This is a genomic window from Melioribacteraceae bacterium (assembly GCA_030584085.1).
Lineage (GTDB): Bacteria > Bacteroidota > Ignavibacteria > Ignavibacteriales > Melioribacteraceae > SURF-28.
Genome location: CP129490.1, coordinates 1,157,887 through 1,178,786, shown reverse-complemented (window position 1 = coordinate 1,178,786; position 20,900 = coordinate 1,157,887). Strand labels below are relative to the sequence as shown.

The 20,900-nt window shown below is 33.9% G+C and carries 18 protein-coding genes and 1 tRNA gene; 2 read left to right on the top strand and 17 right to left on the bottom strand.

Going from position 1 to position 20,900, the window contains the following annotated elements; genetic code table 11:
* Nucleotides 1–35: 35 nt before the first annotated feature.
* From pyrF to lepB, 10 genes are all read right to left on the bottom strand, one after another.
* Complete coding sequence (gene pyrF, locus QY331_05415) at nucleotides 36–857, bottom strand: orotidine-5'-phosphate decarboxylase (protein WKZ70692.1); 822 nt, start codon at nucleotides 855–857, stop codon at nucleotides 36–38.
* A gap of 2 nt (nucleotides 858–859) precedes the next feature.
* Nucleotides 860–2,089, bottom strand: a complete 1,230-nt coding sequence (rodA, locus tag QY331_05410; GenBank protein WKZ70691.1) for a rod shape-determining protein RodA — start codon at nucleotides 2,087–2,089, stop codon at nucleotides 860–862.
* Nucleotides 2,090–3,892, bottom strand: coding sequence for a penicillin-binding protein 2 (gene mrdA, locus QY331_05405; protein WKZ70690.1), 1,803 nt, complete (start codon nucleotides 3,890–3,892; stop codon nucleotides 2,090–2,092).
* Nucleotides 3,889–4,374: a rod shape-determining protein MreD gene (mreD, locus tag QY331_05400; protein ID WKZ70689.1), complete on the bottom strand. Its 486-nt coding sequence runs from the start codon at nucleotides 4,372–4,374 to the stop codon at nucleotides 3,889–3,891. The genes mrdA and mreD overlap by 4 nt, the downstream gene beginning before the upstream one ends.
* Nucleotides 4,371–5,207, bottom strand: a complete 837-nt coding sequence (gene mreC / locus QY331_05395) for a rod shape-determining protein MreC (GenBank protein ID WKZ70688.1) — start codon at nucleotides 5,205–5,207, stop codon at nucleotides 4,371–4,373. The genes mreD and mreC overlap by 4 nt, the downstream gene beginning before the upstream one ends.
* Entirely contained in the window at nucleotides 5,207–6,232 is a 1,026-nt protein-coding gene (locus QY331_05390) for a rod shape-determining protein (protein WKZ70687.1), read from the bottom strand. Before QY331_05390 ends, mreC begins: the two co-directional genes overlap by 1 nt.
* Nucleotides 6,233–6,240: 8 nt before the next feature.
* Nucleotides 6,241–7,758, bottom strand: a complete 1,518-nt coding sequence (purH, locus tag QY331_05385; protein WKZ70686.1) for a bifunctional phosphoribosylaminoimidazolecarboxamide formyltransferase/IMP cyclohydrolase — start codon at nucleotides 7,756–7,758, stop codon at nucleotides 6,241–6,243.
* A gap of 10 nt (nucleotides 7,759–7,768) precedes the next feature.
* Nucleotides 7,769–8,383 (bottom strand): phosphoribosylglycinamide formyltransferase, encoded by a 615-nt coding sequence (purN, locus tag QY331_05380; GenBank protein WKZ70685.1) that lies wholly within the window; start codon nucleotides 8,381–8,383, stop codon nucleotides 7,769–7,771.
* 128 nt (nucleotides 8,384–8,511) lie between these two features.
* On the bottom strand, nucleotides 8,512–10,134 hold the full coding sequence (locus QY331_05375) for a CTP synthase (protein WKZ70684.1): 1,623 nt from the start codon (nucleotides 10,132–10,134) through the stop codon (nucleotides 8,512–8,514).
* Nucleotides 10,135–10,253: 119 nt separating this feature from the next.
* Nucleotides 10,254–11,141, bottom strand: coding sequence for a signal peptidase I (lepB, locus tag QY331_05370; protein ID WKZ70683.1), 888 nt, complete (start codon nucleotides 11,139–11,141; stop codon nucleotides 10,254–10,256).
* Between the two features lie 92 nt (nucleotides 11,142–11,233).
* Between lepB and QY331_05365 the strand changes: the two genes are divergently transcribed.
* Nucleotides 11,234–11,464 (top strand): hypothetical protein, encoded by a 231-nt coding sequence (locus QY331_05365; GenBank protein ID WKZ70682.1) that lies wholly within the window; start codon nucleotides 11,234–11,236, stop codon nucleotides 11,462–11,464.
* Between the two features lie 399 nt (nucleotides 11,465–11,863).
* Here the strand turns inward: QY331_05365 and QY331_05360 are convergent, their stop codons facing one another.
* From QY331_05360 to QY331_05330, 7 genes are all read right to left on the bottom strand, one after another.
* Entirely contained in the window at nucleotides 11,864–13,168 is a 1,305-nt protein-coding gene (locus tag QY331_05360; GenBank protein WKZ70681.1) for a citrate (Si)-synthase, read from the bottom strand.
* Nucleotides 13,169–13,272: 104 nt separating this feature from the next.
* The gene (gene hpnE / locus QY331_05355) at nucleotides 13,273–14,571 is read right to left on the bottom strand and encodes a hydroxysqualene dehydroxylase HpnE (protein ID WKZ70680.1); all 1,299 of its coding nucleotides are present in this window, start codon (nucleotides 14,569–14,571) and stop codon (nucleotides 13,273–13,275) included.
* On the bottom strand, nucleotides 14,571–15,413 hold the full coding sequence (gene hpnD / locus QY331_05350; protein WKZ70679.1) for a presqualene diphosphate synthase HpnD: 843 nt from the start codon (nucleotides 15,411–15,413) through the stop codon (nucleotides 14,571–14,573). Before hpnD ends, hpnE begins: the two co-directional genes overlap by 1 nt.
* Nucleotides 15,403–16,266, bottom strand: coding sequence for a squalene synthase HpnC (gene hpnC, locus QY331_05345; protein WKZ70678.1), 864 nt, complete (start codon nucleotides 16,264–16,266; stop codon nucleotides 15,403–15,405). Before hpnC ends, hpnD begins: the two co-directional genes overlap by 11 nt.
* 22 nt (nucleotides 16,267–16,288) lie before the next feature.
* Nucleotides 16,289–16,372, bottom strand: a tRNA-Leu gene (locus QY331_05340).
* A 41-nt stretch (nucleotides 16,373–16,413) separates the two neighbouring features.
* Complete coding sequence (locus QY331_05335) at nucleotides 16,414–18,708, bottom strand: PBP1A family penicillin-binding protein (protein ID WKZ70677.1); 2,295 nt, start codon at nucleotides 18,706–18,708, stop codon at nucleotides 16,414–16,416.
* Nucleotides 18,709–18,712: 4 nt separating this feature from the next.
* Complete coding sequence (locus QY331_05330; GenBank protein ID WKZ70676.1) at nucleotides 18,713–19,435, bottom strand: UDP-2,3-diacylglucosamine diphosphatase; 723 nt, start codon at nucleotides 19,433–19,435, stop codon at nucleotides 18,713–18,715.
* A gap of 170 nt (nucleotides 19,436–19,605) precedes the next feature.
* Between QY331_05330 and glgC the strand changes: the two genes are divergently transcribed.
* Nucleotides 19,606–20,844 (top strand): glucose-1-phosphate adenylyltransferase, encoded by a 1,239-nt coding sequence (glgC, locus tag QY331_05325; protein WKZ70675.1) that lies wholly within the window; start codon nucleotides 19,606–19,608, stop codon nucleotides 20,842–20,844.
* The last annotated feature ends 56 nt before the right edge of the window (nucleotides 20,845–20,900 follow it).

Here is a 20,900-nt window from a genome sequence, read left to right as displayed (position 1 = left end):
TTTATAATTTAATAAATTAATTATAGATTCTAAACCTATGACACTAATTTATTTTTTATTCTTTGGATGATCGAATTGTATTCTTCAAGTGTGTAATGAATTTTTTCCGGGAAGCTTTCTGTTGAATCACAGTAAATTAGAGCACGACTGACATTAATCAAATAGTTTTTATTATCGGCTGACTCAAATATTTCTACAACTTCTTCGAGACTTCCACCCTGAGAACCGACACCGGGTAAGAGAATCGGAAGGTTATTAAATGAAGAGATATTATCTTTTAATTCTTGGGGATTTGTAGCGCCAAAGACAATTCCGCAATTATTTTTATTATTCCAATCATTTACTTTGCTCAGTACTTCTTGATAAACAAATTTACCGTTTTGTAATTTTAGTTTTTCAAAATCCTTATTACTCTGATTGGAGGTAAGTACTAAAATAAAATTCAATTTAGATTCATAATCAAGAAATGGATCGACAGAATCTTTTCCCATATACGGATGTAATGTAGATGCATCAAACCCAAAATGATGAAATAATGATTCTGCATACATCTTACTTGTATTTCCGATATCACCACGCTTTGCATCGCCAATTGTTATAACATCCGACGGAATTTCTGACAGTGTTTTTTCTAATGTCCTTAAACCATTTATCCCATCTTTTTCATAGAATGCCAGATTTAATTTGTAAGCAGCGCAATCTTTTTTGGTCGATTCAATTACTTGTTTATTGAATTCATAAACCGGGTCATCATAGTTAAGTAAATGTTTTGGAATTTTATTTATATCGGTATCTAAACCGACACAAATGTGTAGATTTCTATTAAACTTATTATTGAGCTTTTCAATTGATTTCATCTTTAGTCGTATCTTTTTCTGTTTTTATGAATATTTAATGCTATTGCAATCAGTGACATATTTACCAGTAATGAACTTCCGCCATAACTCAAGAATGGCAATGGCAATCCGATAACCGGAGTAATGCCAACATTCATCCCGATATTTATCGCAAAGTGAATAAATAGTAAAATTAAAATTCCCATAACAACCATATTAGAAAAGTGATCGCTTGTTGTTGCTGAGAGTTTGAATAACCGGAAAAAGATTATCAAGAAAAGAGAGATGACAATCAAACTGCCAATAAAACCAAATTCTTCACCCACAACACAATAAATAAAATCAGTCCATTGTTCAGGAATAAAACGTAGTTGAGTTTGATTGCCTTCCATAAAACCTTTACCGGCTAAACCACCTGAACCAATCGCTACCTTAGCTTGTAAAGCGTTATAACCTGCTCCGAGAGGATCAGAATTTGGATCTAAGAAAGTTTCTATTCTTTTCTGCTGATGAGGTTGTAAAATATTATAAAGATAATCAAAGAAAAAACCGGCGGCAATATTAACAACAAAAACCGTAGCACTTACAAAAAGATCTTTTTTGAAAATAATTAAGATAGCTAAGATTACTATCAGAGTAATTACTAATGATAATGTCCCAAACAAAGATGCAAACGTTACTATCCCCGGCGAAAGCACTACGAATAAACCGAATAGACTAATTCCTCCCCAGAAGATCATAAACAATGTTAATAAACCAAATACTATTGCTGTCCCCATATCAGGTTGCATTAAGATTAACATTATAGGCAAAAATCCAGCCGTAAGAGTAACTGCTAAATCTCTGATTGAATTAATTTCAGTAGTTTTTCTCGAAATCCAGTAAGCTAAAAAAAGTATAAGCGCAATTTTAGCAAATTCCGATGGTTGTCCTCCCAAATTACCAATTCCAAGCCAGCTTTGAGAACCGTACACAGTCTTACCCATTACCAGTACTAATAAAAGTGTTAAAATAGAAAATGAGTAAAGCGGAATTGTAATCATCTTAATAAAATGCGGGGGAAGAAAATAAATGACAACCATAACTCCAAATGAAATTAACAGCCAAAAAAATTGCTTGTCAAAATTGCCCGAAGCGGTAGGATGATTATATGTTGATGAATAAATTGCGAGCAAACCAAATATTGCCAACAGAATACTTGGTAGTAAAATACCAAGATCAACTTTGTCGTGTAATTTTGCACCTATTTTCATCTAATTAACTTTCTTTGCAATTGGATTCAACTTTTCATTTTGATCAATATCTTTTTGCAGATATGTTCTCATGACTTCTCGAGCTATTGGAGCTGCGTGTGTACTACCGAATCCAATATTTTCTACAACAACTGCAACTGCAATTTTTGGGTCTTCTGATGGAGCATATCCAACAAATAAAGCATGATTATCACCATGCGGATTCTGTGCTGTTCCGGTTTTGCCAGAAACATCAATACCAGGTATTTTAGCAATTGACGCTGTACCGCCGGGTACATTGACAACTTTATACATCCCTTCCTGAATTAGATCAAACACATGCTGGTCTATATCCAAAATAATTTCTTTGAAAGGAAGTTTAACAAACTCTGAAGTTTTATTATCGATGTAACCTCTTGCGAAATGCGGTTCAACAGATTTACCATCATTTGCAATCAACGCTGTATACTTTGCAAGTTGTAACGGAGTTGCACTTAATTCACCTTGACCAATACCTAAACTCACCAAGAATCCTCTAGTCCATTTTCCTCTTCCGTAAACTCTGTTGTAGTAGGCTGAATCTGGCAATATTCCCGATATTTCTTCAGGGATATCAATACCCGTCTTTTTCCCGAAACCGAATTCTCTTGCATATTTCGCCCAACGTTCTAAACCAATTTTAAGAATAAGCTGATAAAAAAATGTGTTACATGATTTCTGTATTGCTTCAACAACGCTTATATTGCCGTGAACATGCAAACATTTAAAGAATCTATCACCAAACTGAAGCCCACCAGGGCAATTGATACTTGTCCTTTCGTTAATAATTCCATCATCCAATGCAGCAATCGCCGCTAGCATTTTAAATGTAGAACCGGGAGGGTAGATTGATTGAGTAGCTCTATTGAATATTGGTTTGGATGGATGTGTACTTAATGAATCCCAGAAAAAACCTGATGTAACTGAAGCAAATTTTGACAAATCATATTGGGGTGAACTGACGAAGGCAATAATCTCTCCTGTCTTCGGTTCGATTGCTACAAGTGCACCCATTTTATTTTCAAATAATTTTTCTGCGATTAGCTGAGTTTCAGCATCGATTCCAAGAACTAAATCATTTCCCTTAACAGCTGGTTTATCTTCAAGTCCTTCTAAGTATCTGCCAATTGTTCGTTGACGGGAATCAACTAAATTAAGTGAATAACCTTTGGTACCTCGTAATAAATCTTCATATGTTTTTTCAATTCCACTGAAGCCGACATAATCGCCCATATCGTAAATTGATTTTTTAATCTTGTACTGTGATGCTGAAATTTCTTTTGTGTATCCAAAAATATGTGAGCCTGTAATCCCGAAAGTATAATCGCGTTGTAATTCCACTTCATAATCAATTCCTTCTAACAGTTCTTGATTTTCTTGAAGCCAAGCGATAAAAGAAAAATCAGTATTGCGTTTTATTTTAAGCGGAACAAATGGAGAATATTTTCTATTGATATCAAGAAGATTTGAGACATATCCTTCTTGAACATTCATAATATTCTCTACTAATTTATTCTGTTGAGTATTATACTCCGATGGCAGAATAGAAATTGTGAATGCAGGTTTATTACTTACAATTACATTAAAATTTCTATCATAAAAAACACCTCGTGGTGCAGGTATACTTACTTTCTTCACACTATTTTCTAGTGATTTCTCTTGATAAGAATAATTATCGAGTAACTGCATCTTAAACAACTGAAAAACTGTTAATGCAGTAAAGGCAATAATAATTATGCTTAAAATCCTTCTTCGTACTATGGACCCGAATAAATTATCGTTCATAATGAACTGCGCTTTGGTAAAACAATAATAAGAAGCAATGCCAAAATTGTATTATAAATAGCCGGGAATAGGCTTTGTTCAAATATTATGTATAAAAACCCTAGTGATTGGTTATCAATGAAAAGTCCATAAAAAAATGAATCAACAAACGCACTAATAAAAACTATAATTGCGAATGAAATCGACGACGTATTTGATTCAATTTTATTTTCATTATAAAAATAACCGGCGACAAATCCCGCAATAGTCTTAGAAAACATCGTAATTCCAAGCACATTTCCGGAAACCAAATCAAATATTAATCCGACTATTGCACCGGCAATTGTTCCGAATAACTGCCCTTTTAATAAAGTAAAATAAACTAAGAGTAGAATTAACAAATCCGGCGAAAAAGCTCCAAATGAAACTAATGGAACTACCGCTAATTGTAAAATTATTGTAGGGATAAAAATTATCAAGAGTAATATGTAATCACGCTTCATTTTAAATTCTTTAAAAGGTTTATCTCAAGCGAATCAATTTGAGTTTCTTGAATAAACTTAATTACAAAAACATTTTTTACAGTTTTGGAATTGGCAAATGGTTGAATAAAAATGTTGCTCAACAAACCTGAGACTTCAGATTCCTTTTCGGCAATGATGCCTACAGGAATTGACGGGGGAAGTATTGTACTAAATTCGGAAGTTTCAATTCGATCACCAACATCCATATCAAATGTTGTCGGAATATTTTTAATTACATGTTTTTGTCCGTTCCAACTTAATATTCCACTAATTTTGCTTCTTTGGTTAGTCACAGCTACGTTCAAATTAATATTTTCCAAAGTACGAACCGATGAAAAATCTGAAGCGGAACTAATAACAAGTCCTACTAAACCTAATTCATTAATAACTGGCATTCCAACTTTAACACCGTTCTTTAACCCAACATTTATGATAAAATTACCTTCAACTTTTGATGAAAATCTGGAGATAACATCTGCAGCAATTAGTGAATAAGCAGTTGTATCTTTCAACTCAAGCATTTTACGAAGATGGGAATTTTGCAGTGCATAGTTACGAAGTCTATTCACTTCCAACATCAAATCCGCGTTAGCTAATTTTAATTTCGTAATTTCATCATCATCCGAAAATATGTTTAACGCTGAATGAACAGCAGACGTAATGTAAGCGAAAGTACCGAATGAGATTGCTCTAAAACGCTCAACACCGGGTTTGTTATTTATTGAGAGTAAAAATAGACTGATTAAAATAAGTACAACAAGCGTGATATATTCTCTGAAGTGTTCAACTAAATTTCTAAATAATTTTTGCATTAGTAGCTTCGTTTACGAATAAAAACTTTTGAATATTTATTCATATTATCAATAGATTTGCCTGCACCTCTAACAACCGCGGTTAGCGGATCTTCAGATACGTGAACAGGTAAATTTGTTTCCATACGAATTCTTTCATCAAGTCCTTTTAGCAATGCACCGCCGCCGGTTAGCATCACTCCCCTATCAAGAATATCTGCGGATAATTCCGGAGGTGTTCTTTCTAAATTTTGTTTTACTGCTTCGACTATTTGTGCAACATTTTCATTAAGTGCTTCTCTAATTTCTACCGAACTAACTTCTGCAGTTTTGGGAATTCCACCAACTAAATCTCTACCTTTAACTTGAATTGTAACTTCTTCTTTTAAAGGAACTGCGGATCCCACTTCACATTTAATAGCTTCTGCTGTTCTTTCGCCAATTAATAAATTATAATTCTTTTTGAAGAATTGCATGATTGCGTTGTTCATTTCATCACCGGCGATTCTGATGGATTCTTCATTTACGATTCCCGAAAGTGCTATAACAGCAATCTCTGTTGTACCACCGCCAATATCGATGATCATATTCCCGACGGGAGCTTCAACATCAATTCCAATTCCTATCGCAGCAGCCATAGGTTCGGCAATTAAATGAACTTCCTTAGCCCCTGCATGTTCAGCACTATCGCGTACAGCTCTTTTTTCAACTTCTGTTACGCCGCTTGGAACTGCAACAATAATTCTTCTGCTAGAAAATCCACTCGAACTAACTTTTTTAATAAATGCACGAATCATACCTTCGGCAATTTCGAAATCGGCAATAACACCATCACGCATCGGTCTGGACACACGGATTTCTCGATGTTCTCTTCCTTGCATCTCCTTGGCTTCATTACCAAGTGCTATAATTCTTTTTGTGTTTCTATCAAAGGCAACAATAGAAGGTTCGTTTAATACAATTCCTTTTCCTTTAATGTATATCAAAGTATTGGCTGTACCTAAATCAATAGCAATATCTGTCGAGAAGAAGTCAAATAAACCCATGTTTCCTCTTAGTGTTTAAAGTTTCTAATTCCTGTGAATAGCATTGTAATATTTTTTTCATCAGCTTTGTTGATTACTTCTTCATCACGTACCGAGCCACCAGGTTGAATAATAGCAGTAGCGCCCTGTTCAGCTATTAATTCAACCCCATCCGGAAACGGAAAAAATGCATCTGAAGCGGCAACTGAATCTTTTAAATCGTGACCAAATTCCTTTGCTTTAGAAGCTGCAATTTTTGCCGAATCAATTCTGGACATTTGTCCCGCACCAACTCCAATAGCCTTTAAATCTTTCGCATAAACTATCGCATTTGATTTTGTATGCTTGCAAACCACCCAAGCAAACTTAAGGTTGCGAAGCTCATATTCAGTATAAGATTTTTTTGTAACAACTTTCAGATTTTCTTTAGTTAAATGAGAAAAATCTTGTTCTTGTGCTAAGTAACCACCCGGTAATGATCTAACTTGATAAGATTTTCTGTCTAACTCTTTAATCGATTTTAATAATCTTCGGTTTTTCTTTTTCTTTAAAATTTCTAAAGCATCATCTTCATAATCCGGTGCTACAATTATTTCTAAAAATATCTCATTCAATTTCACTGCAGTCTGCATATCGATTTTTCTGTTAAATGCAACAACACCCCCGAATGCGGATACCGGGTCGCAGGACAATGCATATTCGTATGCTTGATAAACTGAATCGGCTAAAGCAGCTCCGCAGGGATTTGTATGTTTAATGATTGAACATGCGGTTTCATCAAAATCATTTACTAACTCCGAAGCTGCAGTGAGATCGACAATATTATTAAATGAAAGCTCTTTACCGTGAAGTATTTCGAAATAGTCTTCGAAATTACCGTAAACAAATGCTTTTTGATGTGGGTTTTCACCGTATCTTAATTCACTTTTCAACGGGACATTAATTCGCAAATCTTTGCGAGGTTGATTGAATTCCGATTCAAAAAAATTTGCAATCAATGTATCATAATATGATGTATGAGCAAATGCTTCGTAAGCTAGTTTCTGTCGAGTTCCTAATGAAATTTCACCTGATTCGATTTCATTTAAAAAATCTTCGTACTGATCCGGACTAGTCAGCACCGAAACAAATTTATGATTTTTTGTTGCGGCACGTATTAAACTTGGTCCGCCAATATCAATATTTTCTATTTTTGTTTGAGTGTCTATATCAGTTCTATTAACAACTTTGGGGAAAGGATAAAGATTTACACACACAATATCGATTGGTAGAACGCCATTCTCTTCAGCTTCTTTTATATCGGAATCATTATTTCTTCTCATTAAAATTCCGCCGAAAACTTTTGGTTGTAATGTTTTAACACGCCCGCCAAAAACTTCGGGGAATGAAGCAAACGATTCTATCTTTGTAACTTTAATACCTTCGTCTTGGATTACTTTTGCTGTATTACCAGTAGCAATAATGTCGTAACCTAATTTTGATAACCGCGCTGCAAGAGTTGTAATGTTTGATTTGTCTGATACACTTAAAAGGGCAAGCTTCTTCAAATTTTTTCACCTATTCAATAACAACACGTTGATTTATTATTTTTACTCTACCCTCAGAAAACTGTTTTATCACTTCGGGTAAAAGTTCATGTTCAATTTTAAGAACACGTTCCGCTATTTCTTCTGCTGATGTTACTTTTGAAATATCAACACATTTCTGTGCTATAATTTTTCCATCGTCATAAATTTTATTTACAAAATGAACAGTTGCGCCGCTAACTTGAGCGGAAGAATTATATACTGCTTGATGAACATTCAATCCATACATTCCTTTGCCTCCGAATGAAGGAAGTAATGCTGGATGAATATTAATAATTCTATTTTCATATTGTTCAACAAAATGATCCGGAATTTTTTTTAAGAATCCCGCGAGAACAATTAAATCTATATCAAGTTTACGAAATTGAACTGCAAGCTCATCATATGAGATTATATCTTCTTTTTGAACGGATGAAACAACAAATGTTTGAAAAGATTTCTCTTTTGAATAAACTAATGCCGGACAATCACTCTTATTACTAACAACTGCTAAAATTTCAGATTTTAGTTCGCCTTCCTCTATGCTTCTAACGATAGATTTTAGGTTTGAACCTCTGCCTGAAACAAATATGGCGAGTTTTAGCATAAGAAATAAAAATTAATTAGAAAAGTTATCTAAATTGAAAAAAAGAATCAATTAGGAATGTAGCTAAATATCTAAAAATAAATGATTTACAGTTACTTTCAGATTATTATATATCAGTTTGCTTAGTTTTATTCTTTACCTTTTTTACATTCAATTGCGGCAGCAACAAATTCTCTAAATAATGGGTGAGCTTTCGTCGCTCTCGATTTTAGTTCGGGATGAAATTGGCATCCGACAAACCAAGGATGATCATTTAGTTCAATCATTTCAACCAAATCATTTTCCGGAGATACACCGCTTATTACCATCCCGTTATTTTCAAGAGTATCACGGTACTTATTATTAACTTCAAACCTATGTCGATGCCTTTCAGAAATTTTTTCTTTCTTGTATGCTTGTCTTGCTTTAGTGCCTTTCTGAAGTATGCATGGGAATGCACCTAATCTCATTGATGCACCTTTTATCTTCACTTTAATTTGTTCGGGCATGAGATGAATTACACTAGATCTGTTTTTAACAAATTCCGCACTGTTTGCGTTTTTAATTCCACAAACATTACGAGCAAATTCAATAACCGCACATTGTAAACCTAGACAAATTCCGAAAAATGGGATTTTATTTTCACGTGCAAATTTTATCGCTTTTATTTTACCTTCAATACCTCGTTCACCGAATCCACCCGGGATTAATATTCCGTTAATGCCGTTAAGGCTGCTGAGGTTTGCTTCGTCTTCAAGACTTTCGGACTCAATAAATTTTAGTTTCACTTTAACATCATTTTCAGCACCGGCATGTATGAATGCTTCGTTAATACTTTTATAAGAATCTAAGTAGTCTGTATATTTTCCACAGATAGCAATTTTTACTTCACCGGTTGGATTTTTTACTTTCGAGACGAATTCAGTCCAGCCTTCGAGATCAATATTGATGTCGGGTAGCTTTAATCTCTTCAATACAATTCTATCTAAATTTTGTTCGAACAGTACAAGCGGAACTTCGTAGATTGTACTGCAATCATGCGCTGAAATTACAGCATCATCATCAACATTGCAGAAGAGTGCAATTTTGTTTCTAATTTCTTTTGAAAGCTTTTTCTCTGATCTACAGACAAGTATATTGGGTTGAATTCCGTACTCGAGTAAATTTTTAACACTGTGTTGAGTTGGTTTTGTTTTCATTTCACCGGCAGAAGCAATATACGGTACGAGTGTTACATGAATACTTATTGCATTCTTTCTTCCGAATTCTAACATTATTTGTCTGACTGCTTCAATGAACGGTAGACTTTCTATGTCACCAACAGTCCCGCCAATTTCAGTAATTACAATATCATACTTTCCGCTTTTACCGAGATTTGTAATTCTCGATTTGATTTCATCGGTTATATGAGGAATAACTTGAACGGTTGCGCCGAGATAATCACCGCGTCTTTCTTTAGTAATAACATGATGATAAACCTGTCCGGTTGTTGTATTGTTATCTCTTGACATGCTGACGTCGAGAAATCGTTCATAGTGACCAAGATCTAAATCTGTTTCAGCACCATCATCTGTTACATAGACTTCACCATGCTGAAACGGACTCATAGTTCCGGGATCAACATTGATGTAAGGATCAAATTTTTGAATAGTAACGCTATATCCACGTTGTTTTAGAAGCAATCCGAGTGATGCGGCGGTAATACCTTTCCCAAGTGATGAAACAACACCACCTGTAATAAAAATGTACTTAACTTTCTTATTTAGTTTCATAGGTGTTGGGGTGATGTGAGTAAAATCATTTGGGGATTAAAGATATAAAAAAAATGGGATTTGTCTAAGACAATCCCATCAAATAAATAAACTTTTTTAAAAATTAATATTGGAGATGCTTAATTGATCAATTTAGCAACTCTTTCGAGACGCACCGAGCCGAGTAAATCAAAAAATTTACTAAATGGGATTGCTGAATCCCAACTCCAATATATAATTATAGGAGTACCGGTAATACTTTCTCGCGATACAAATCCCCAATATCTGCTATCCAAACTATTGTCGCGGTTATCTCCTATCGTGAAATAATAATCATCTTGGACAATATACTCGTTCGTTTTTTGATCATTTATATAGATATCATTATTAACGAATTTTACAACATCTTTACCGTGCTCACGATTGATAAAAGTCTCCCATTGCTCTATATTCTGTCGCGTTATGGGAATTACATCTCCCTTTTTGGGTATCACAATCGGACCATAATTATCGCTATTCCAACCACTTCCCCGCGGAAATATGTATGGATCGGAAACTCCTTTGGGAAGCAACGTTTTATCATAATTTACATGATTAGGAATCGGGAATTCTTCACCATTAATAAAAATTACCTTATCGATAATCTCCAATGTATCACCGGGTTGTGCAACACATCTTTTAACATAATGTGTAAGAACTTCGGATTGTATTTCATCTCGATTACCGGGCCACTTAAATACAATAATATCATTCCTTTTCGGTTCGCGAAATGAGGGAAATCTAAAATATGGTAGTTCAATTCCGGTTAGCGGTATATATCTCGGTGTTGCCGGACCGTATAAATATTTATTGATCAACAAAAAATCACCGGCAAGTATTGTATCTTCCATTGATCCGGTTGGAACGCGTGAAGCCTCCACAACCGCCGAAATAATTATTAACAAAATTGCAGCTGTTTTTAATATGCTTATAACATTATCAACAACTTTGTCTTTTATAGTCTTGTTTTCTTTTTGAATTTTATTCATACCCTTCTTTACTTACTTTTATTTTTGCGATGGGTAAAATAATAATTTTCTTTGTAAGTTAATTGAAATTGAATAATTAATGTGAGGTAAAAATGCAGCCTAATATAAAGATGAATATCAAATGGAAAAACGGCAATATTTGGGAAATGAGAATCGACAGTTCAATTTGGTATTACAAAGACGGCGAGGATTTTTACAGATTATTTTTAGATAATAATGGTTTATGGTTAGGGAAAAGACAGAAAAATAAACTAGATAATTTTACTTGGGTTAAGCAACAAGGGTTTTCCTTAGAGATGAATGAAGGTGTTTTGAAGTATTGAGATAACAATAAACCAAGTTTCTTAAAGAAACTTGGTTTATTGTTTTATGAAGTTGCTTAACCACCATCATTTTCTTCCGAACAACATTTCTCCCCCCAGTAACACTTTCAGAAATTACTTAACAGACATACCCCTTGTGTAAATTACTTCAATCCAGGTTACTTTATGTTTGTCTGGCTTCATAGTTTAGTTAACCAATTCTGTAACTTACTGACCAAGAATATTATATATTTTTAGATTGACTTTACCTTAAGTAGGAAGTTTAGCTCATAATAGCCATCGGATTAAACGGTTAAGGATAGTTTTGGGAAAAATCAAAATTATAAGGTTATGAAAGATAATAATAATAATAAAGCTGACTAATATTTAGTCAGCTTTAATTGTAAATACTAAATAATACTATTTAATACCCGCAGCGTCTTCCAACATTTTAGTTGTTAATGATTTTGGTCTTTCAATTGGATAACCGAGAGCGCGTGCCCAGATAATATTTGCGGTAACACCAATTGCTCTACCAACAGAGAACATAACAGTATAGAAATCATATTCCCTTACACCGTAATGCCATTGAATTACACCGGATTGAGCATCAACATTAGGCCAAGGATTTTTTGCTTTTCCTTGTTCAACTAGAATATCCGGAACAACTTCATATAATAAACTAACATATTTAAATATTGGATCGTCCGGTAAATATTTTAGACAGAAATCTCTTTGTGCTGTATATCTTGGATCAGTTTTTCTTAGGACAGCATGTCCGTATCCGGGAATAACTTGTCCCGACTTTAACGTGTCCCAAACAAACTGTTTGATTTGTTCCTTTGTTGGATTATCACTTCCAACTTTTTTCATCACATCTTGCAACCAAATTAAAACTTCTTGATTTGCTAAACCATGCAATGGGCCGGCTAAACCGTTTGTCATTGCAGAGATTGAATAATACACATCGGATAATGCACTAGACACTAAATGACCGGTATGAGCGCTTACATTTCCGCTTTCATGATCACTATGCAGAATAAAATATAATCTTGATATGTCATCGTAAGGTTTATCAACGCCCATCATATGAGCAAAGTTTCCGCCCAAGTCTAAACTTAAATCAACGGGAATAATATCACCATTTTTATATTTGTATCGATAAATATATGCGGCAATTTGCGGAAGTTTAGCAAGAAGGTTCATTGAGTCCTCATATGTTGGGTCCCAATAATCATTCTTATGCATTCCTTCGTGATACTTTTTCGCAAATATTGATTCACGCTGCATAGCAAGAACTGCAGCAGAAAACATCGTCATCGGATGAGTATCTTTAGGCATTGCATTAATTATATCAAACACATATTGCGGTGCACCTTTTCTTTTGTTGAAGTCAACCGTGAAATCAGCAATTTCTTCTTCGGTAGGAATTTCGCCGGTTAACAATAAATAGATATGTCCTTCAACATAAGGCATTTCACAACCTTGAGGTTTAGGAAGTGCCGCTAAAACTTCAGGAATTGTGTAACCTCTAAATCGAATTCCCTCCATAGGATCAAGATAGGAAATGTCAGTAACTAAACTTTTAACTCCGCGCATACCTCCAATAGCTTGAGCGATTGTGACTTCACCAATCTTAACATCACCATACTCTTTCAACAACTTTGTAGTACGCGGGCGCCATTCCTCAATTTTTTGAATTAGTTTTTCTTTAATTTGCGACATTCAATCCTCCTTCCGGATCTCATCTAATAAAATATTTTTCTTGGTGTTTTAAAGTATTAAGAAAATTTACAAACAATCAAGATCAAAATCTCTTTTTTTCAGATTTATTTAAGATTTTCAGATAAAATATCTACTGAAATTGCTGAACTTTTGACTGCTCCTTCAATTGTTGCAGGAAAACCGGTGTTTGTCCAGTCACCAACGAAATGGATATTACCTATATTATGGGGAATTTTTTTTCTTTGATTACAATTATCAATAGTCGGTTTAAATGTTGCACGCTTCTCTTTTATTATCAACTTATCAATTATTCGTACTGTCTGAAATTCAGAAAAATATTTAGTTAATTCTTTTTTAATAATATCGATAATCTCTTCATCGTTTAATTCAATCAACTCATCTGCGGAACTTGTAGTTAAGGTTATATGCTTTCCATGATTAAAGAGCCAATGTATTTTTGAGTTTATCAATCCGTAAAAACTTTGTCTGAACGGATTTTGATCAAGCCACAAATGGACATTAAGAATGGATGAATATTCATAAAAAGGTAATTCAAATTTTATATTACTCTCTTTCAGAATCTTCTCTAACTGATGTGGTGGAATTGCGATAAATAAATAATCAAAATCATTATAAGCATTTTGATTTGTAAGTATTGATCTGGCAATAGATGAATCATTATCAAAATTAATACTGATTAATTTTTCGGAAAGTGAGATCGATGAATTTCTTTCGGTTAAAAATTTGGCAGACTGATCAATGTAAATTTCGCTTAATCCGGTCTTGGGTAAAACAATTCTTGTTGATTCATCTACGGTAAAAAATATTTCTTTTAAAATACGCAGAAAGATTTCCGCCGATGATTCGTTAAGTTTACAATTCATTGTTCCGACATGAATTATATCCCACAATGTATCGATTGAGTTTTGCGATTGATGATGCATAGCTAAAAACTCTTTGGTAGAAATATTATTGTAATGCAGAGGATTACATACTGCAATTTTTAAAAACAGTTTTACAACTTGAAATTTTTCCAAGTTCGTTAAAGCATCATAATTTTTTAACGCCGAAAGAATATTGAAAGGATAAGTAACTCCTTCGGTACTCAGTTGATATTTTTTTTTATCCCTAGCTACAAAATCGATGTTAAGGTAGGATTGAATCTCTATTTTATCTGTTGATTTTATTAATTCCAAGAACTCTAAAGTAAAGAGATAACATCCCATCATTATATGCTGACCGTTATCGACAGTAGTATCATAGATGTTATAATCAAACGAATAGGCTCTGCCGCCTAATTTTGGAGATGCTTCAATTAATTTTACATTGTGTCCTTTATCGGAGAGAAAAACAGATGCGGAAAGTCCGGCGAAACCACCGCCAACAACAATGATCTTAGCCATCAATAAACTAATTTATATTTGACCCACACACCTAAAGCTAAAGCTACTTTATCAAATTTGGATACTTTTATTTTCTTTTCAAAAACATTAAAATTTTCCGCTTCCAGCTTAGTTAAAAGTCTAAAATAAATATGCTGCATTGCTCTTGCTGCAAATAGAGAAGGCTTATCTTCAAAACGCAAATTCTTGTTCGCTTCTTCAAAATACTTTCTTGCTTTAGCTGCTTCGTATCTCATCAATAAAACAAAATTGTCATTATATACGTTGTCCATTAATTCTTTTTCTGAATAATTGAAACGATCCATATCTTCTTTCGGTAAATATATTCTTCCACATTCTGCATCAATCTTAACATCGCGTAAAATATTTGTTAGCTGTAACGCCATACCAAGATTGACAGCATAATTTTTTACGCATGGATTCTTATAACCAAAAATTTCAATACACATTAACCCGACGGTTGATGCTACCCGGTAACAGTAAGTTTGTAAATCGTTAAAACTAAAATACCGTTTATACTGCAGATCCATTTCCATCCCGCGAATAAGATCAAAGAACGGTTCCAAAGGAATGTTGAATGTTTGTATACTTTTTGAAACTTTATTTAACAACGGAAATTGTGAATTAAACTTTAATGCTTTCTCAAGTTCAAGTCTCCATTTACGCAGGTTTTCAAATTTAACTTCATCCGGTAAATTTTGATTATCAACGATGTCATCGGTATATCTGCAAAATGCATAAATATCGTTCATTGCATCACGCTTCTCAGCAGGCAATAAGCTAAATGCATAGTAGAAACTGCTCTTGCTTTCCTTTGATATTTTTTTCGAATCATTTAACATTTTTCTTAACCGGTTGAAATAGTGCAATAATATAATCGATTTTTTTGAGAGTTGGTCTAAAATTCAGAACATCGTAATTATTTTTTTTGATTTTATGAAGGATTTTCATTCCGCCATTTATAGTCCACTTAATTTGGAATTTCAATCTGAACGGAAGATATCTTAGTATTTCCGACCCTTCTACAAAAAGTTTAATTGTTCTATCTGCCTCAAATTTAACTATTTGACGTAATTCTTTAGTGGATTGTTCTGAGAATAACAAAGATTTATCGATATTGAATTTTTCAAAATCTTCGAGCGGAATATAAACTCTATTTTTTTTAAGATCTATTTTTACATCCTGCCAAAAGTTAGTCAACTGGAGCGCAGTACAAATTTTGTCGGATAATATATTTACATGTTCATCGCGAATTTCATAAAGTTCAAGAATAATTCTTCCAACCGGATTTGCCGAGTTTTCGCAATAAGCTAATACTTCATCAAAAGAATTGTATTCTTTTTTAAAAAGATCTTGTTCAAATGCATCTAACAATTTTGTAAAATGAATTGGATTTAGATTTCTACTAATTATTGTTTTGTGAAGCAATTTCCAAAATGTGTTTTGATAATTTCCTTTATGAGCATCAAGAAAAGCTTCGCGATATTTATTAAGCGAAATTAATCTCTCCTCACTAGCATAATCTCCTTCGTCAGCAATATCGTCGGCAGTTCTAGCAAATGTATAAATAAGTGATACAGCTTTTCTTAAATCCTTTGGAAATAGGAATGATGCTACGGGGAAATTTTCATAATGCTCGGATGAAAGTCTTTGAGAGATGTTATAAACTTTTGAATCACTTTCGTGAGATGTCATATTAAGAATCACTTTGAAAGAGTGCCCGGAACAGGACTCGAACCTGCACTGGTTAATACCAACTAGACCCTGAACCTAGCGCGTCTACCAATTCCGCCATCCGGGCAAAATTGTACAAATCAAAATACAATCTTACGATTTATTCTACTACTCTATTTCAACTGCTTCGTGTGCATTACTATCCGGTGCTAAATATTTATCGAATATTTTAATCGCAGTATCACGCTGAGCATTAAACATTGGGGGAATATCTTTCAACTTAATGATATCAGTATAAATTCCGGAATTACAATCAGATGAATAAATTCTCGGATCACCGAGTTCGTAAATTGATTCAGCACAAAAATTAATAGTTGTTACGTTTCCACCGGCAGGCGGTTCAAAATCAACTACAGGAAAATCAAATTTGTCATATACTTCCTTCATAAATAAACCCCAGATAGGAAGAGCGGCTTGCGAACCTTGCCCGTAATTTCCGGTAAACGTAACTCGTCTGTCATCAAATCCTACCCAAACTCCGGCTGCTAATTGAGCAGTAAAACCGACAAACCATGCATCGGCAAATTCTTGAGTTGTACCGGTTTTTCCACCGGCGGGTCTATTAAATCCGTATCGTGTTCTAACAGCAGCACCGGTTCCGGCATCCATTACAGTTTTCATCATATCTGTCATTATATATGCAGTTTCCTCAGGAATTGCTTCTCTTGCTTCTGATGAAAAGTTATCAATAAGAATACCATCTTTATCTTCTATTCTCAAAATAGATATCGGTTCATTATAAATTCCATGATTGGCTATTGTTGCAAATGCTGCAGTAAGCTCTAGTGGAGTGACTTCAGAAGCACCGAGTGAAATAGCAGGATATAAATCCAATTTACTTTTGATCCCCATTCTGTCGGCATATCTGCCTACTTGCCACAGTTTTACGTGGTCTTCAATTATTAATCTTCCGGAAACAATATTTAAGGATTTTCTGAGGGCTTCACGAAGAGTAACAAATCCCGATGTACTTTTATCAAAATTTTGCGGTTCCCACCCTTCATAATCAAAAGGTTGATTTAGGATCGGGTAAGCCGGGTATAGACCATTATCCAATGCAACCGTGTAAATAATCGGTTTGAAAGCAGAACCGGGTTGTCGTTTGATTTGAGTAATATGATTTAATCCATATTTGAAATCTTGATCACGTCCCCCAACCATTGCTTTTATTTCACCGCTTGCTACATCCATTGCAACAAAGCCAACTTCAATTGTTTGCCAGACTTTTTGAACTGAATCAACAAATGCGACATTTTTAATCAGGTTTTGAAAAATTTCATTTTTCTCTTCTTGGGTTTGAGCATTTATATAATCAGTCCGGTTTCTAATTGCTTTACCAAGCAGATCATTAATAGTTGCTCTATTTTTTCCTCTTCCCCAATTCCATCTTTGATCAAATAATTTTTGGTATTCAACTAAATGAGTTTGTGCGGCTTTTACCGCAATCTTTTGCATTTCGGAATCAAGGGTTGTATAAATAGTTAATCCATCTTCATACAAATCAAATCCATAAGTATCAGCCATTCTGGATAATTGTCTTCTTACATGTTCTACGAAGTGTGGTGCTAAGTTACTTTTAAATCCTTCTGCGGTTTCATAATTTGTTATTACAATCGGTTCTTCTTTTAGTTGTTGATACTTTGTTTCATCAAGCAAGTCCATTTGAACCATATTGTAAAGAACCAGATTTCGGCGTTGTATTGAATTATTATATCGTTTTACCGGATCATACAAAACCGGAGATTTCAACATTGCAACCAAGACTGACATTTCACTTAATGTAAGTTCATTCATGCCTTTACCAAAGTATGTACGCGAAGCCATTTCAACTCCGTATGCTCCCCTACCGAAATACGAAATGTTGAAATACATTTCCAGTATTTCATCCTTTGTATAATTGCTTTCAATCTGAACAGAAGTTATCCACTCTCTGACCTTCCGAACTATTACATCAAAATCTGATTCTGTACCGCTCCAAAAACTGTATAAATTTTTTGTTAACTGTTGTGTTATTGTTGAAGCACCTTCTCTTCTGCCAAGAAATATTGTCTTAACCATTGCCTTAAACAATCTTTCAAGATCAACACCCCAGTGATCGAAAAACTTTCTATCTTCTGTAGCAACAAGTGCATTTATAAAATCTTGTGGTATATCTTTTATGCTGACTTCAATCCTATTTTGTCTGAAGTATTGACCGATCAATTCACCATCAGCGCTGTAAACATTACTGGCTAATTGTGGTTTAGGATTTTCTAATTGTTCGAGCGAAGGAAGTCCGGAGACTACATAATCAAAGAATATGAAAGCTGCTATTAGGAATATTACAAAAAATCCACTGGCAATTGAGAGGATAATTTTTTTCCGATTAGGTTTAGAACTGTTTTTCTTTTTTGATTTCAACATAAAATTACCAATCAATTATCTCAAAATTATCGTTATGAAATTTACCGTAACAAGGTTCTCTTAACCAAGTACCCAAGTTTACATAAAATCCGTTGTTATATTTTTCAAATCTTTTACGGTGCGAATGACCGAACATTACATAATCGTAGTTATCATCTAATTTTTCTTTTGCAACTTCAAACAAGCTATCGCTTTCTCCATAATCCTTTGTTGCTGTGTAATCACGAGATTTCTTACTTGTTGAACTTGCCAATTTAATTCCAAGATCAGGATGAATTAAAGAGAATAGGAATTGTAAAACCTTATTGCGTAAAAGTTTCTTTAAAATTTTATAACCGGTATCATTTCTGATTAATCCGTCGCCATGTCCTAGATAAAATCTTTTATTATTTAGAGTCAGTTCAACCGGATCAAAGTAAAGAGTTGCGCCAATTTCTTTTTCAAAAAAATCTCTATGAAGAAAATCATGGTTCCCAATTATATAATGAATTGCAATTCCCTTTTGAGAAAGATTTTCCAACGCCGCCAATGTTTTGAAAAATCCCTTTTGTATCACCCGTCTATATTCAAACCAATAATCAAACAGATCACCAAGAATTATAAGTTCATCGCAATTTTCCTCAGCAAACTTTAGAAAATCGACTAATCTACTCTCCTTTTGTTTTTCAACCTCCGGAGATTGAAGACCCAAGTGTATATCGGAAATAAAAAAGTAAGTTTTATTCAATCTTAATCGATATTTATTCAATTATTAATTTAATGATTATCTCAAAATAATATGGAATTTTATTTGGTGATAAAGTGCTTATAAACCATGCCAATAATTTAACAATTTGTTTCTTTGCCAAATAAATACGAATTCTATATATTCAACAATAAAAAAGAAGAGACATCGATATGTCATTTACCGGTTCAAGTTTATTAAGATCAACATTGACAATGATCCTCGCCGGTGGTCAAGGCGAAAGATTAGTTCCCCTCACACTTCATCGGACAAAACCATCGGTTCCATTTGGCGGCAAGTATCGAATAATTGATTTTGCACTTTCTAATTGTTTGAATTCAGGTTTACGTAAAATTTATCTCCTCACTCAGTACAAGTCGGATTCACTAAATCAGCACATCTATGAGGCCTGGAATATTTTCAATTATGAACTTGGTGAATTTATATTTTCTATTCCACCTCAGCAGAAGATTAGTAACAATTGGTATACTGGTACCTCAAATGCAATTTTACAAAATCTCAATTTGATAAGAGAACAAGATTATAATTGGGTTTTACTTCTTTCCGGTGATCATATTTACAAAATGGACTACATGAAAATGCTGCAATATCATAATGAAAAAAAAGCAGCACTTTCAATCGCTAGTATTTATACGCCTAAAGATCAAGCTTCCCGGTTTGGGATTTTAGAAATCGATAAAAATTATAAAGTAAAATCATTTGTTGAAAAACCAAAGAATCCACCGGAAAGTCCAGATAGAGCCGGTTATTCTTTTGTTAATATGGGAATATATATTTTTAACGCAAAAGTGTTAAAGGATGTTCTTCGCAAAATGCACGATGAAAAAATTGAGAGTAATGATTTCGGCAAACATGTTATTCCTTATATGATAAAAAATAATTTTGATGTGTATTCATATCGCTTCATTGATGAAAACAGAAAAGATGATCCGTATTGGGTGGATGTAGGTACATTAGATAGTTATTATGCGGCAGCAATGGATTTGATAAATGTTAGTCCGCATTTCAATTTGTATGATGCCCATTGGCCATTGAGAACAAGACAAGTTCAACTGCCACCGGCAAAAACACTTTCTCACGAAGGTGAAAGAGTTGGACGTGCATTTAATTCTTTGGTTACTGATGGAACAATTATCTCCGGCGGACTTGTAGAAAGATCAATTCTAGGTCCGAATGTTAGAGTGAATAGTTATTCCTATGTCACTGATTCAATAATAATGGATAATGTAAATATTGGAAGACATGCCAGAATCAGAAGAGCAATAATCGATAAAAATGTTCATGTTCCGGAAGGATTTGAAATAGGATTTGATCCTGATCAAGATAAAAAACGATTTACTGTCACGGAAACCGGTATTGTGGTTATTCCCAAAAATTATTCATTTACCTAAGTGAAAGGGATTAATTATTTTTAGGCTGACTTTTGTCAGCCTTTTTTATTTTAAAG